General features: G+C 44.7%; 10 protein-coding genes and 1 pseudogene. 5 read left to right on the top strand and 6 right to left on the bottom strand.

The features are described from left to right. Positions 1 to 64: 64 nt before the first annotated feature. Positions 65 to 1,117 (bottom strand): 23S rRNA (adenine(1618)-N(6))-methyltransferase RlmF, encoded by a 1,053-nt coding sequence (gene rlmF / locus QJS82_RS12220; protein WP_201629510.1) that lies wholly within the window; start codon positions 1,115 to 1,117, stop codon positions 65 to 67. A 243-nt stretch (positions 1,118 to 1,360) separates the two neighbouring features. Between rlmF and QJS82_RS12215 the strand changes: the two genes are divergently transcribed. Next, positions 1,361 to 2,167 carry a crotonase/enoyl-CoA hydratase family protein gene (locus QJS82_RS12215; RefSeq protein WP_281490670.1) on the top strand — a complete coding sequence of 269 codons (807 nt, stop codon included), beginning with the start codon at positions 1,361 to 1,363 and terminating at the stop codon, positions 2,165 to 2,167. 27 nt (positions 2,168 to 2,194) lie between these two features. After that, positions 2,195 to 3,352, top strand: a complete 1,158-nt coding sequence (locus QJS82_RS12210; protein WP_281491724.1) for a MalY/PatB family protein — start codon at positions 2,195 to 2,197, stop codon at positions 3,350 to 3,352. Between the two features lie 35 nt (positions 3,353 to 3,387). Here the strand turns inward: QJS82_RS12210 and QJS82_RS12205 are convergent, their stop codons facing one another. The 4 genes from QJS82_RS12205 to QJS82_RS12190 all read right to left on the bottom strand — a co-directional run bounded on the left by QJS82_RS12205 (position 3,388) and on the right by QJS82_RS12190 (position 9,187). Further along, positions 3,388 to 3,885: a cupin domain-containing protein gene (locus tag QJS82_RS12205; protein WP_281490669.1), complete on the bottom strand. Its 498-nt coding sequence runs from the start codon at positions 3,883 to 3,885 to the stop codon at positions 3,388 to 3,390. Between the two features lie 71 nt (positions 3,886 to 3,956). Beyond that, a complete protein-coding gene (locus QJS82_RS12200) occupies positions 3,957 to 5,525 on the bottom strand; it encodes an FGGY-family carbohydrate kinase (protein WP_281490668.1) in 1,569 nt (522 codons plus the stop codon). A 154-nt stretch (positions 5,526 to 5,679) separates the two neighbouring features. Further along, on the bottom strand, positions 5,680 to 7,347 hold the full coding sequence (locus tag QJS82_RS12195) for a glycerol-3-phosphate dehydrogenase/oxidase (protein ID WP_281490667.1): 1,668 nt from the start codon (positions 7,345 to 7,347) through the stop codon (positions 5,680 to 5,682). A gap of 79 nt (positions 7,348 to 7,426) precedes the next feature. Next, positions 7,427 to 9,187 carry an FAD-binding oxidoreductase gene (locus QJS82_RS12190; protein ID WP_281490666.1) on the bottom strand — a complete coding sequence of 587 codons (1,761 nt, stop codon included), beginning with the start codon at positions 9,185 to 9,187 and terminating at the stop codon, positions 7,427 to 7,429. Positions 9,188 to 9,776: 589 nt separating this feature from the next. Between QJS82_RS12190 and guaA the strand changes: the two genes are divergently transcribed. From guaA to QJS82_RS12175, 3 genes and pseudogenes are all read left to right on the top strand, one after another. Further along, positions 9,777 to 11,405: a glutamine-hydrolyzing GMP synthase gene (gene guaA / locus QJS82_RS12185; protein WP_438656149.1), complete on the top strand. Its 1,629-nt coding sequence runs from the start codon at positions 9,777 to 9,779 to the stop codon at positions 11,403 to 11,405. Positions 11,406 to 11,459: 54 nt separating this feature from the next. Further along, complete coding sequence (locus QJS82_RS12180; protein ID WP_281490665.1) at positions 11,460 to 12,437, top strand: tetratricopeptide repeat protein; 978 nt, start codon at positions 11,460 to 11,462, stop codon at positions 12,435 to 12,437. Positions 12,438 to 12,448: 11 nt separating this feature from the next. After that, positions 12,449 to 12,691, top strand: a pseudogene (locus tag QJS82_RS12175) (GMP synthase (glutamine-hydrolyzing)); the annotation flags it as partial. Between the two features lie 104 nt (positions 12,692 to 12,795). Here the strand turns inward: QJS82_RS12175 and QJS82_RS12170 are convergent. Beyond that, a complete protein-coding gene (locus tag QJS82_RS12170; protein ID WP_281490664.1) occupies positions 12,796 to 13,197 on the bottom strand; it encodes a hypothetical protein in 402 nt (133 codons plus the stop codon). Positions 13,198 to 13,253: the final 56 nt, after the last annotated feature.

The following is a 13,253-nucleotide window of genomic DNA, read 5'->3' as shown; positions in this document are numbered from 1 at the left end:
CGGTGTTTTTTTGTTTCACGTGAAACTTTAAATAAATATTTTTCAGACAGTCATTTTTTATTAATTACGCGTCGTCAGTATTAAAGCGCCACGCTAGAACACGGGTGTTCTTTTGTCCTTGGCTCATCTCAATGATGCGCATTTGGGCAACATCAAGCTGTTTTAATAATAGTTGTAATGGTTTCACGTTTTCTGACTTTGACACTAAACTGGTAAACCAGCCAACGTGCTCGGCAAAATCTTGGCTTTCTTTCATCATTTTGGTCAAAAAGGCAATCTCGCCGCCCTCACTCCACAGCTCTTTATGCTGACCGCCAAAGTTTAGATTTTGCGCAGCATTTCCAGCCTTGGTTGAATGGCGGCTGATTTGCTCGTTTTCATTCTTACCGCGATGGCGTTGCAAATTATGCTGCTTGCGGGTATTGGCTTGCATCGCTTCTTCTAATGACGCATGGAACGGAGGGTTGCAAATAACCACATCAAAGTAATCTTGACGACCGATGATGTTTTTAAAGATAAACTTAGGCTCAGGTTGCAGCTTTACTTTAACGGCACTTTTTAGCTTCGGGTTAGACTCACAAATCAGCGCTGCCGTGTTGACCGAAATAGGGTCGATATCACTAGCAGTAAAACGCCAGCCATAGCTTTGGCTACCGATAATTGGATAAATGGCACTGGCACCGGTACCAATATCGAGGGCATGAATTTCTTTACCTGTTGGCGGGGTATTGTCGTCATTAACGTGCGTGGTTTGCGCCAATAAGTCGGCAATATAATGGATGTAATCTGCGCGACCCGGTATCGGCGGGCAGAGATAGCCTTCTGGAATGTCCCAAAATTTAACACCATAATAATGAGCGAGTAACGCCTGATTCAGGACGCGTACCGCTTCACTATCAGAGAAGTTAATGGTTGGCTCGCCATTCGGGTTGGTGATGGTGTGCTTAGCCAATTCGGGCAGGGCACGGGTCAATAGCGCAAAGTCATAACGACCTTGGTGCGGATTACGCGGATGTAGCTTGCCGAGTTTTTTGGCGGTCTCAGGTGAGCGGTTGCGATGATTATTAGCACTTGCTCTACGGACGTTTGATGTATTGGTGATGGGCTTACTGGTCATAGTTTCGGACTGCAATGTTTGAATATAATCACCCAGTTTAGCAGATTTCGCGTTCATCTATCTGTTTATCCATTGCGACCGAATTACCTATAGCGAATAAAAAATAGCAATCTGCCTGTGCGCTTATATCTGTCCTTGCGTTATAGCATAGGGGTGTCTATATTGAAACTAAGTCAAATGAACATAAAGCGGCTATTTTATAAGCGCAGCAGATGATAATAATAAACTTAAAAGGATAAAAATATGACAACGGAAAGTAATAATCACAGCAGCGATAACCGCATCACCTATGAAACTGACGGCTATATCTGCCTGATTGGGCTTAATCGCGCCGATAAGCGCAACGCCTTTGATAGCCATATGATTAAGCAGTTATCCAAAGCACTGACGCGTTATGAAAATGACGATAACTTACGCTGTGCCTTAATATTTGCTCATGGAGAGCACTTTACCGCAGGGCTTGATTTAATGGAGCTACAAGATAAATGGAATAAAGGTGCGTTTGATTTTAATGATAATGAGATTGACCCATGGGGTATCGGTGGTAAATTACGCAGCAAACCTGTAGTCGTCGCGGTACAAGGAACGTGCTTTACCGCGGGGATTGAATTAATGCTGAATAGTGATGTGGTCATCGCAAGTGATAACTGCAACTTTGCACAAATGGAGGTACAGCGCGGTATCATGCCGTTTGGCGGTGCAACGGTACGTTTCATACAGGCAGCAGGTTGGCAAAAAGCCATGCCGTATTTGCTGACTGGTAAAGCCTTTGACGCGCAAACTGCTGATAGACTAAATTTGGTCAGTGAAGTAGTGGCAAATGGCGAAGAATACGAACGAGCAATGACTATTGCAAAAGAGATTTGCCAAGCTGCACCGCTTGGCGTACAAGGGTTACTGTCCTCAGCACAAGATGTCAGTCGTAGTGGAACTGCCGCCGCATTGGCTAATATCCATAGCTATTTGCCACATTTATTCTACTCAGAAGATGCGAAAGAGGGTGCGATGGCGATGGTAGAGAGACGTGAGGCTGATTTTAAGGGGCGTTAATAATTCAAAGATCTATGCTTTAGGAGACTGATGGTGCAATACAATTTTGATGAGATAATAGATAGACGTGATACGGGGTCAGTCAAATGGCATTATAGCGATGATACCATCCCGCTATGGGTCGCGGATATGGACTTTAAGGCCGCCCAGCCTATTTTAAAGGCGATTGAGCAAGTCGCGCAGCATGGCATATTGGGCTATACCAAACCGACTGAGGCCTTGTACGAGTCTATTATTCAGTGGCATGGCAGTCGTTATGGTTTGCAGCTAGATAAACAGAATATCTTGTTCTCGCCGGGCGTCGTGCCAAGTTTAGCGCTGATGATGAACGTATTTACTGAAGTAGGCGATGCGGTACTGGTTAATGACCCCATTTATACGCCTTTTATGACCAAGGTTGAGCAAAATAGTCGCACGCTTGTGATGTCAGCGTTAAAAGAATTCGACGGTAAATATCAGTTAGATTTAGCTGATATCGAAGCCAAGATAATCGAGCATAAGGTTAAGCTATATTTATTATGCAATCCGCACAATCCGGGCGGGCGCGTATGGACGAGGCAGGAGCTTGAAGCGTTACTGGCACTTTGCAAAAAGCATGATGTGGCGATTGTCAGTGATGAGATTCATCAAGATTTAACCTTGAGTGGTTATACTTTTACACCTCTTTTAACCCTAGCAAAAGGTTACGCGCATAAAGTCGTCAGCCTGACCTCAATGACCAAGACCTTTAATGTAGCAGGTATTAAAGGCTCGATGATATTTGCTAAAGACGATGCGTTAATAAAGAAAATCAGTCAGCAGCAGCAGTTAAATGATGAGTATGAGCTCAATTTATTTGCTTATAAAGTGATGCGTAGTGCTTATGAAGATGGCGATGAATGGCTTGAGCAGGCGCTTAATTATATTGAAGCCAATATTGACTTAACCATTAGCTTTTTAGAGGAGCATTTGCCCGATATTAAGATTATGCGCCCAGAAGCCTCGTATTTAATTTGGCTGGATTGTTCGGCTTATGCACAAGATAATCAAAAGCTTTATGATAAGTTAAGAGACGCTAAGGTTGAGCTCAATGCGGGGGTTAAATACGGCGCGGAGGGGCATCTTAAAATGCGCCTGAATGTGGCGTGTCCTGAGGCACTGCTGCGCGAGGGATTAAATCGAGTTTCTGCGGCGTTTAGTGGTTAATAAGGCTTTATAAAGCGAGACGAGATTTAATGTTCTCAAGGCTCTATTTGACCTAAATTCTCTAAGTCTACAAACTCCTTTTTGCCATGGATAGTATACATTCTGCGTTTGATGTCTGGATAATTACAGATATCAAACGCTGGTCTGTTGCCTCCCATTAAGTAGGTAGCATCCGTATCACTATTATTACGCATAGAATGCGCTGGACCGTGTGCGGGGAAACCGACAAAATCTCCTGCATGTAGTTGATAAACTTCATCGCCATAATATAGTGAAAGCTCGCCAGATAGTATATAAATGAACTCGTCTGAATTTTCATGATAGTGGTGTTGCGTGGTTTCATCACCCGACTCAACACGTACGAGATGCAGACCGAATTTGGTAAGACCGACAATATCACTTAATGAAACCGTATGGCGAATGGCATTGTCGTTAAACTGATGGACGTGTTTGGTTGCAGGGGTGTTTTCAATATCGGGTTTGGTTAGGACGTAATGCTGAGTGTTTTTGAGTGCAGACTTTGGTGTAGTCATAGCTTAGTCTCCGTTATTATTATCTTAAGCTTGAGTCTATAGAAGTAATAAAGTTAACTTAAAGGCTTAATTCACTTTGCAGGATAACCGGTAATATCTTGAATGCTTTGATATAAAGGTTTTAGGCGCTCATACATTTTTAGATAAACCTCATTATAGAGACGCTTGTAGAGTTGAACATTGGCCTCAATAGGCAAGAATTCATCGCCTAAATGGGTCATTGCCTCACTTGCAGTCGCGTGATTAGAATAGATACCAAGTCCAACTGCGCAGTTGATGGCAGCGCCTAATCCTGAAGCCTCATAAGTGTGGGGGCGATAAGCGGGCATACCAAAGATATCAGCGGTAAGCTGCATCGCTGAGTCACTTTGGGAGCCGCCACCTGAGACACGCAGGTGCTTGATGGTTTTTCCTGTACGCTTTTCAATGGTATCAAAGCCCAGTTTTAGCTCGTAAGCGAGCCCCTCTAATATAGCGCGATAAACGTGCGCCCTCGTATGCACACCCCCAAAACCAATGAGCGCACCTTTACCCTCAAGTCCCGGATGACGGACGCCGGGTGACCAATACGGCTGCATCATCAGCCCCATACAACCGGCCGGAATATCTTTGACTGCCTGATCGAGGAGTTTTTCGGTATCGATGCCTTGCGTCTTTGCTAGCTGCTCTTCATAGTGAGCAAACTGCTCTTTAAACCAGCTAACCATCCAAAAGCCACGATAAATCATATACTCCTGATTGTAGTAGTTTGGCGCGGCAGCAGTGTAGGCGGGCATATGCTTAAGGATTTCGACGTAATTGCTCGAGGTGGTGTTAATAGTCGCAGTAGTGCCAAAGCTTAAACAGGCAGTGTCGGCTGCCAGACCAGCAGAGCCCAAAGCTTCGCAAGCTTTATCGCTAGCGGCAGCAATCATCGGCGTGCCCTCTAAAATCCCCGTGGCTTTAGCTGCCTTTGCGCTGATATGACCAAGTGGCTGACCTGGCGGCACTATCTTAGGCATTTGCTCAGGTCGACAGCTAAATAAACGCCATTTAAGATCTTTAGGTTTTAGCCATGTTTGCGCTTTATAGTCATAAGGCAAATAGCCTAGGGCATGACCAGTGGAGTCGGCTAATTCGCCTGTGAGCTGATAGGTCAGGTAAGCAGATAGATTGACGTAATGGGCGGTCTTTGCCCACATCTTTGGCTCATGGTATGCAAGCCAATTACAGCGGGCTTTTTGCTGTGCCTCTTGTACCAGTTCGCCCATGCCAATAATTTTGGTTAGTGGGTTTAAAAAACCAATATCGTTGGGTTCGCCGCGGCGTAAATCCATCCATACAATAGCAGGGCGCAGTGGCTGCTTGTTTTTATCGAGGCAAATCATGGTATAGCGCTGGGTGGCGAGACTGACGCCTGCGATTTGCTCAGGGCTTATAGCGCTGGTGCGCCACAGTTGCTGACAAGCCTCGCTTAGCTTTTGCCAATAATAATCGGCATGTTGCTCGGCAAAATTGGGCTGAGTAGAAAAATAGGGTTCAATAGGGACGCGAGCTTTGGCAATCTCAGTGCCAAACTGATCAAAGATAAGCGCTCTGACACTTTGGGTGCCATTATCAATGGCTAAGAAATAAATAGGGTCATCAAGGTTCGTGGTCATAGTCGTCCTTAACTATGTGGGGATAATCATAAATGTCAAAACGTGCTTCTGGTAAAAATTTTCCTTGCTTGCTGTGCGACTTCGTCACTCCAGAGGCTACGTAAAATTTCTTCCAGTAGCACTGATTTTGAATGTCAAAGTAACTTAGAAAAATTTAAGCCGCAGGCAAATGGTAGTAGCGCTGCCACAAGTCCTGATAGCGAGCAACTTCTTGTTGCCATTTTTGCTCATCCCAGCCGAGCTCTTGCTGACATATTTTCTTTAGTCTTGTGCTGATAAGCGGCGTCATTGCGCCATGCGGTAGGATTAAACCCAAGCGTGTCCGTCGCAGTAATAAATCATCTAAATGAATAACCTGCTCATGGCGCGCGGCAAAACGAATCTCTGCCCAAATGGTGTTGCTGTCGGTGACATAAGCCAAATCTTCGTCATGCGCTAGTTCAAGTAAGGTATCGAGCTGTAAGCCGTAAAACCCTTGCAAGCGTTGTTGTAGATCTTTTGGTAAAGTAGAAAATTTAGGATTGCTTGGTGTGGTATCGCTAAAGACGTGATCGCCATTTATGGTTTGACTTTGAATGACAGATTTATCGAGCGCGAGCACTTCTTGACACTTTTCAAGGACATCTAAAGCAATAAGGCGAAAGGTTGTTAGCTTGCCGCCGCTGACGGTTACCAGATTATTATCCAACCACACGCTATGGTCGCGCTTTTCTTTACTAGGGCTCACGCGCTTACCGTCACCGCCGTCAGATATCAGCGGACGCACGCCTGCCCACGTACTGATGACATCTTCTCGATTAAGGTCGGCATCACTAAAAAGATCGTTAGTCGCAGCTAATAGATAATCGACCTCGTCGTTAGTAATACCAACTTCACTATCGTCCAAAGGCGGATGATCCAAATCGGTGGTGCCAAGGACGGTACGGTTTTCCCATGGGAAGACAAATACCGCTCTTTTATCGACAGGATGCAAAAAGGTATAGGCTTGCTTAATTGGTAAACGCTCTTTGCTTACGACCAAATGACTACCGCGTGACGGACGGATTTGCTTATGCAAGCTTTGTTCGGTTTGCTTGCTGGCTTGCATACGTAAGGTATCCGCCCAAGCGCCTGTGGCACTGACCACGACTTTGGCATAAACATCGTAATTTTGGCCGTTGTCTTCAGAAGAGGTATCTTTGAGCGTTGCGCCTACCACCAATCCTTGCTCATTGGTAATCAACGATTCTGCTTTGAGGTAATTAATCGCCTGCGCGCCGTCATTAATTGCCTCATCAAGTACGCGCATCACCAGCCGCGAGTCATCGGTCACCGCATCGCTAAATTGACTGGCGCCCAAAAACTTGTCTTGCTTGATATGCGGATTTAAACTTAGAAAAGCCTCTCTTTTAAAGTAGGTAAAATAATGCTTACCCGCAAGCCTATCGTAGACTCGTAGCAAGGTATTGAATATCCATGGCGGTGGAAACTTGCCTTTATAATGCGGCATAACATAGTGCATCTCATTCACAAGGCCACTCGCTTCACTGAGCATACGTTCACGCTCACGCACGCTAAGCAAGGTGGTCTTATAATCACCCGAGGCAATGTAGCGTAGCCCGCCATGTACCATTTTACTAGAGCGGCTGGACGTGCCCCAAGCAAAGTCTTTTTGCTCAATTAATAATACTGCTAAACCGCGCCGTGCCGCTTCGCGCGCAATCCCAGCACCCGTAATGCCGCCACCAATAATCAGCATATCCCACGGTTCTACTTGAGACGAGCGATGAGATAAAGGCGCTAGCGCTTGCTGGCGTTGCTGATGGGGCTTATTGGGGTTCATAAACGGTTTATCTCACATGACATTTAAATGAATCAATGACTTAAAATGCGTAAGTCAATTAATGGCGCTAAGGCCACCTTTAATCTTTGATTAAAACGCCGGGGTTCATACGGTGTTCAGGGTCTAGGCTTTTGAGCATATCATGAGTCACTTGAATGCCGAGCTTACCTTTTTCAGCCGCTAGGTAAGGCGCATGATCACGACCGACACCATGCTGATGCGATATCGTCGCCGTGCCATTCGCTAGACTTAAACTGGCTGCCTTTTTGATTTTTTGCCAGCGTTCTAAGGTTGGGGCGTGGTCTTTAGCTGCGCGAAAGAAATAGGTGGTATAAAGGCTGGCACCTTGTTTATAGACGTGTGAGATATGAGTAAAGGCCATGACATTTTCGCCTTCATCTGCCAAAGCGTTTTGCACCGCTTCTTGCATCTGCTGCATTTGCTCGTCGATGTTGTTCCAATTGGTTGCCGTCTCAAAGGTATCGACCATGATGCCTTTGTCCCATAAAGTGCCACGCAAGTAAGGGAATTTAAAACGTCCATGCGCCCACACGCTACCCATAATATCGGTGATTTTACCAGTGACACTACCGTGCTGCTTCAACAGCTTATTAAACTGCGTTAACGCCAATTTATTCTGCGCCTTATCGCCTGATACGCCGTAAGTGAGCATAACCTTATCTGAGCTCAGCCCGCGAGCTTTTAGATAAGTGCTAATGGCTAAAAACTGGCTTGGTGACGTGCCTAAATGTAGATGCGCATCAGTCTCGACGGCATTACTTAAACGTAGCATAGATAGGCGAACATTTTTTTGCACGGCTTGTCTAAGCACTTCTTTACCTGCTTCCCAATTGGGCAGGAAAGCCACTTTAAACAGTTCTTCCTCAGGTTGCGGTTGTACGCGCATTTTTACTTCGGTAAAGATACCAGCACGACCTTCGGTGCCCATCATCATCTCGCGCAGATCAGGCCCTGCTGATGACGCCGGAATATCAGCGATATTAAGTACACCCTGCGGGGTGACCAACGTACCGCCAGCAAACATCTGCTCGATACGTCCGTAGCCCAATGACTGCTGACCACTAGAGCGCGCGGCAATCCAACCGCCAAGCGTCGATAATTCCCAAGACTGCGGATAATGTCCTAAGCGGTAACCCTGTGCGTCCAATTGTGTTTCAACCGCTGGTCCTTGTGTACCCGCGCCAAAGGTAGCAATTTGGCTCTCGGTATCTAAGTCGAGAAGCTGATCCATCTTGCTCATGGCGATAGTGAGTACCGGGCGTGAGCCCTTTTGCGGATTGATATGTCCAACGACTGAGGTGCCACCACCAAAAGGAATGACAATTAGGTCATGCTCACTGGCGAGCGTTAATAAAGTCTCGACATCAGCGGTCGATTCAGGGAAGGCGACACCGTCAGGGAACACTTCAAAGGCGCCGCTGTGCATGGCTATCCAATCTGGGAAGCTTTGACCGCGTGCGTGTCTGAGTCTCACTTCTTTATCGATAGATACCGTTGCAAGCTTAGTCATCGCAGCAGGCAGCCGCGATTTTGGCACAGTTTTGAGTACCTGTTGTAAGCTGACAGAGGAGAGTTTTTTTGTTTTGCCGATATGTGATTTGATCAGTTTTGCGCCATGCGGCGAGACTTTTTTATTGATACTGATATTGCCCCAACCGTTCCAACGCGTCTGCTCAATAGGGGTATTGGCGGACGTACTATTGGATGTATTGGCAGAGTCATTATCTTTTGCAGCATCTAAAGCGCTGCTGTCAGCATCATTGATGGCTACTGCGGTAGAGGTGGAGTTTTTACCAAAAAGGGATTTGATTTTGCTCATAGGGACATACCTGTCAATTTATTATACAGTCAAACTCTATATAAATCGGACACGGTCACACGCGCGCAGTCTACTATCCTGTAGTCATTTCACTCGTCTTCCCTGTATCCAAATTATCTTGAACCGACTATCACTTTTATTTAGGGTGAGATTTAGGTCTGGTTTTTATAATTAGGGGCAATTTAACAATAGCTTAACAGTAATAATTAGCTTGAGCTAACCATGCTAAATCTATCGTATTAAAGCCAAATTGCTTATCCTTCGAGCATAGCACAATATAAACGAAAAATTTATACAGACTCGTCATTTGTATAATAAAAATTCATACTGTTTGTATAGTTGTTACATTTTAATGGGTTAAAAATTTCTCGTTAAGTCTGTCATTTATTCTTGAAATTATTACTTATCTCTTTTGACTCTTGCCTTGGTAACATTCAAATAATCATAAATATTTGCTATTCATTATTAATAAATATTCATAACCATCAATAACTCGCAAAAAACGTGAATAATTAACCATCTAATAGCCATTAATGGGCGCAAACTTGTTAAAATAGGGCACTAATTTTTTCTTGATGGACATCGATTTATGACCACTGCCGCTGCCACTTCTGCATTACCTACTATGCCTACTATCAAAGAAGACCGCATCCTCATTCTCGATTTTGGCTCGCAGTACAGCCAGCTTATCGCTCGCCGTGTGCGCGATTCTGGCGTTTTTTGTGAGATGTTTCCTTATGATATCGACACTCAGCGTATCCATGATTTTGGTGCCAAAGGCGTCATCCTATCGGGTGGTCCTGAGAGCGTTCATGCTGAAAATAGCCCACGTATCAACGAGGCGGTATTTGAGCTTGGCGTGCCGGTATTGGGTATTTGCTACGGTATGCAGGCGATGGCAGATCGTTTTGGCGGGCAGGTTCATGCCAGTGATATCCATGAGTTTGGCGCCGCGACGATTGAAGTTAATGGTCAGTCGCAGCTCACTGATGGTATTGAAGATAGCGTGACGGAAAACAACACCGCCAAGCTAGATGTGTGGATGAGTCATGGCGACAAGGTCATTGAAGCGCCACAAGGTTTCGATATTATCGCCAGTACGCCAAGCTGTCCGATTGCGATTATGGCCGATGATGCCAAACAGTACTATGGTCTACAGTTCCATCCTGAAGTGACGCACACCCTACAAGGTCAAGCGTTATTGGGTCGTTTCGTACATCAAATTTGCGACTGTGCGGGTGATTGGACGCCAGACAATATCGTCGATATGCGTGTGGCACAGTTAAAAGAGCAAATCGGTGACAAGCAAGTATTGCTTGGTCTATCAGGCGGCGTCGATAGCTCAGTGGTTGCCGCGCTATTGCATAAAGCGATTGGTGATCAGTTAACGTGTGTGTTCGTTGATAATGGTCTGCTGCGTCTGCATGAAGGCGACCAAGTGATGCAAATCTTTGCTGAAAACATGGGCGTAAAAGTCATCCGTGTCGATGCCGAAGATTTATTCTTAAATGCCTTAGCAGGCGAGTCTGATCCAGAAGCCAAGCGTAAAATCATCGGTAAAACCTTTATCGATGTGTTTGCCAATAGCGCCCGTGAAATCAGCGAGCAAAGCGATGGTAAAGTCATTGAGTTCTTGGCACAAGGTACGATTTATCCTGACGTTATCGAATCAGCCAAGTCGCATCAAGGCAAGGCCCACGTGATTAAGAGCCATCATAACGTCGGCGGTTTGCCAGATGACTTGGCGTTTGAGTTGGTCGAGCCATTACGCGATTTGTTCAAAGATGAAGTGCGTAAACTCGGTATCACCTTGGGTCTACCAGCAAAAATGATTTATCGTCATCCGTTCCCAGGTCCAGGTTTGGGCGTGCGAATCCTTGGTGAAGTGAAAAAAGAATATGCCGATATCTTACGTCAAGCCGATGCTATCTTTATGGCAGAATTAGAAAAATCAGGCTGGTACGATAAGACTGCGCAAGCATTTGCGGTATTCCAACCGATCAAATCAGTCGGCGTGGTTGGCGATGGCCGCCGCTATGCGTGGGTGATTGCGCTACGTGCGGTTGAAACCGTCGACTTTATGACCGCGCGCTTTGCCCATTTGCCATATGATTTGATTGAGACGGTATCGAACCGCATCATGAATGAAATCGCTGAAGTCTCACGTGTGACTTATGATGTATCTAGCAAGCCGCCAGCGACGATTGAGTGGGAGTAGCTCACGCCCTTGCAATGTGATATAAAAATAGGACGCAAAAAGGAGCAATAAGCTATGAAGTTAATTCATGTTGGTCAAGATGAATGGATGTTTGAAGAGTCGATTATTGAATTTCCTAAAAATAAATCAGCTAACGATAATGAAAGTAACCTCTTAAAAAACAAAGTAAAAAATTTCGTTGACGCCGAAATAAAAGCAGGTCGCGATATTGATGACATCATGAATGAGGTGGTGAGCAAGTTTCAAGATGAAATTATGCAAGACTTTGACGACCAGCCGCCGACCTCATTTCAAGTCATTCAAATGACTTTGGAGCGTGATGGTTATGAAGTGGCTCGTGATATTGCGCAGTTTCTAGTGTTAGAAAGTATAAATGACCCTAATGCTTACTTTAACTTAGCTTTTTTATGTGAGGAGCATGGCGATAGCTTTTTAGCCTTACTAAGTAGCCGTGAATGTATGCGACTTTATTTAGAATACTTTCCCAAAAAATTCAATTGGCAAAAAAGCAAGTTGCCTTGGGGTATTATGGAAAATCGAGCCTTTTTACGGGCGCTCTTTCAATCAGCGAATGTGTATGCAGATAGTGGCCGTTTCGACTTAGCTTGTAAAGAAGCAGAAAAATTACTGCAAGTATGCCCTAATGATAATCTGGGCATACGTGAACGCATGATAGAGCTGTATATGCTTACCAAGCAATACCAAAAAATCATTCAACTCTGCGATAATTACCCAGAAGATATGCTCGCCAATATTGTTTTTGGCAAAGTGCTGGCTTATTGCTACCAAGATAAGCTAGATAAAGCAGAAAAAGAATGGGTTATCGCGCAAGACAATTTACCTGAAGTGGCTCATGAAATACTAAAAAAACGCCATCCTAGACCACGTGGTATTGATAATAGCTATGGTATAGAAATCGGTGGTAAAGATCAGGCATATTTCTACTGGCAAGATATGGGTGAATGGTGGGAAGGAAACGCCACGGCTCAAGCATTGATCGAGAAAAAACGTGCCGAAAAGAAGAAAAAGTAATCCTTCTTAAGCAAGCATTTGCGGTATTCCAACCAATCAAATCAGTCGGCGTGGTTGGCGATGGTCGCCGCTATGCGTGGGTGATAGCGCTACGTGCGGTTGAGACCGTGGACTTTATGACCGCGCGCTTTGCGCATCTACCGTATGATTTGATTGAGACGGTATCGAATCGCATTATGAATGAGATTGCTGAAGTGTCACGCGTGAATTATGATCTGTCGAGCAAGCCGCCTGCGACGATTGAGTGGGAATAATCTCTACTTAATCTTTAGCTGAAATAAAAAAAACACTCAACTTGGTTGGGTGTTTTTTTGAATATTGATATAGAGAAGTAACATAACAAAGGCTAAGTTTTCATCTATTTGAGATTATATAATTTGCCGCTTTCATCTATAGGTCCATCTGAAGAAGACCAAACTATATAATTTCTATCTTTTATTTTTTCTAAAAGTTCTTCAGGAGGATATGGATTAGCTATTATAATTTTGCACGATACAGGTAGCGTATTTATAATTCTATCTATTTCGATTCGGTCACAAGGAAGGTAAGAGATGCCAATAAATAAACAGTAATCGCTTTCTTTTAAAACGGGCCTGAACTGCATGCTTGATTGTGAAACCCACTGATAATTTTCATACTTGTTAGCTTCATGAGGAATAATACAATGAGCTTGCTTCCGAGGATATGCCAAACTGCAATGAAGCAATCGCTTCATTGGCGCATTATTCAAATCAACAAAGTTGTTCAATGGATATTCCATGTAGATATCAATTATGCCATCGGCCATTTCAAAGTCTACAGAACCATGAGGCTTCA

The organism is Psychrobacter maritimus, assembly GCF_029953575.1.
In the GTDB taxonomy this organism is placed as follows: Bacteria; Pseudomonadota; Gammaproteobacteria; order Pseudomonadales; family Moraxellaceae; genus Psychrobacter; species Psychrobacter maritimus.
Note: the sequence above shows the minus strand (reverse complement) of the source record. Positions and strands in the feature narration are given on the sequence as shown.

What these genes read in the sequence shown, in the direction of transcription:
- QJS82_RS12195 (WP_281490667.1), bottom strand. Translation starts at nt 7,347, where the DNA reads ATGAACCCCAATAAGCCCCATCAGCAACGCCAGCAAGCGCTAGCGCCT.
- QJS82_RS12170 (WP_281490664.1), bottom strand. Translation starts at nt 13,197, where the DNA reads ATGGAATATCCATTGAACAACTTTGTTGATTTGAATAATGCGCCAATG.
- guaA (WP_438656149.1), top strand. Translation starts at nt 9,777, where the DNA reads ATGACCACTGCCGCTGCCACTTCTGCATTACCTACTATGCCTACTATC.
- QJS82_RS12180 (WP_281490665.1), top strand. Translation starts at nt 11,460, where the DNA reads ATGAAGTTAATTCATGTTGGTCAAGATGAATGGATGTTTGAAGAGTCG.
- QJS82_RS12190 (WP_281490666.1), bottom strand. Translation starts at nt 9,187, where the DNA reads ATGAGCAAAATCAAATCCCTTTTTGGTAAAAACTCCACCTCTACCGCA.
- QJS82_RS12205 (WP_281490669.1), bottom strand. Translation starts at nt 3,885, where the DNA reads ATGACTACACCAAAGTCTGCACTCAAAAACACTCAGCATTACGTCCTA.
- QJS82_RS12200 (WP_281490668.1), bottom strand. Translation starts at nt 5,525, where the DNA reads ATGACCACGAACCTTGATGACCCTATTTATTTCTTAGCCATTGATAAT.
- rlmF (WP_201629510.1), bottom strand. Translation starts at nt 1,117, where the DNA reads ATGACCAGTAAGCCCATCACCAATACATCAAACGTCCGTAGAGCAAGT.
- QJS82_RS12215 (WP_281490670.1), top strand. Translation starts at nt 1,361, where the DNA reads ATGACAACGGAAAGTAATAATCACAGCAGCGATAACCGCATCACCTAT.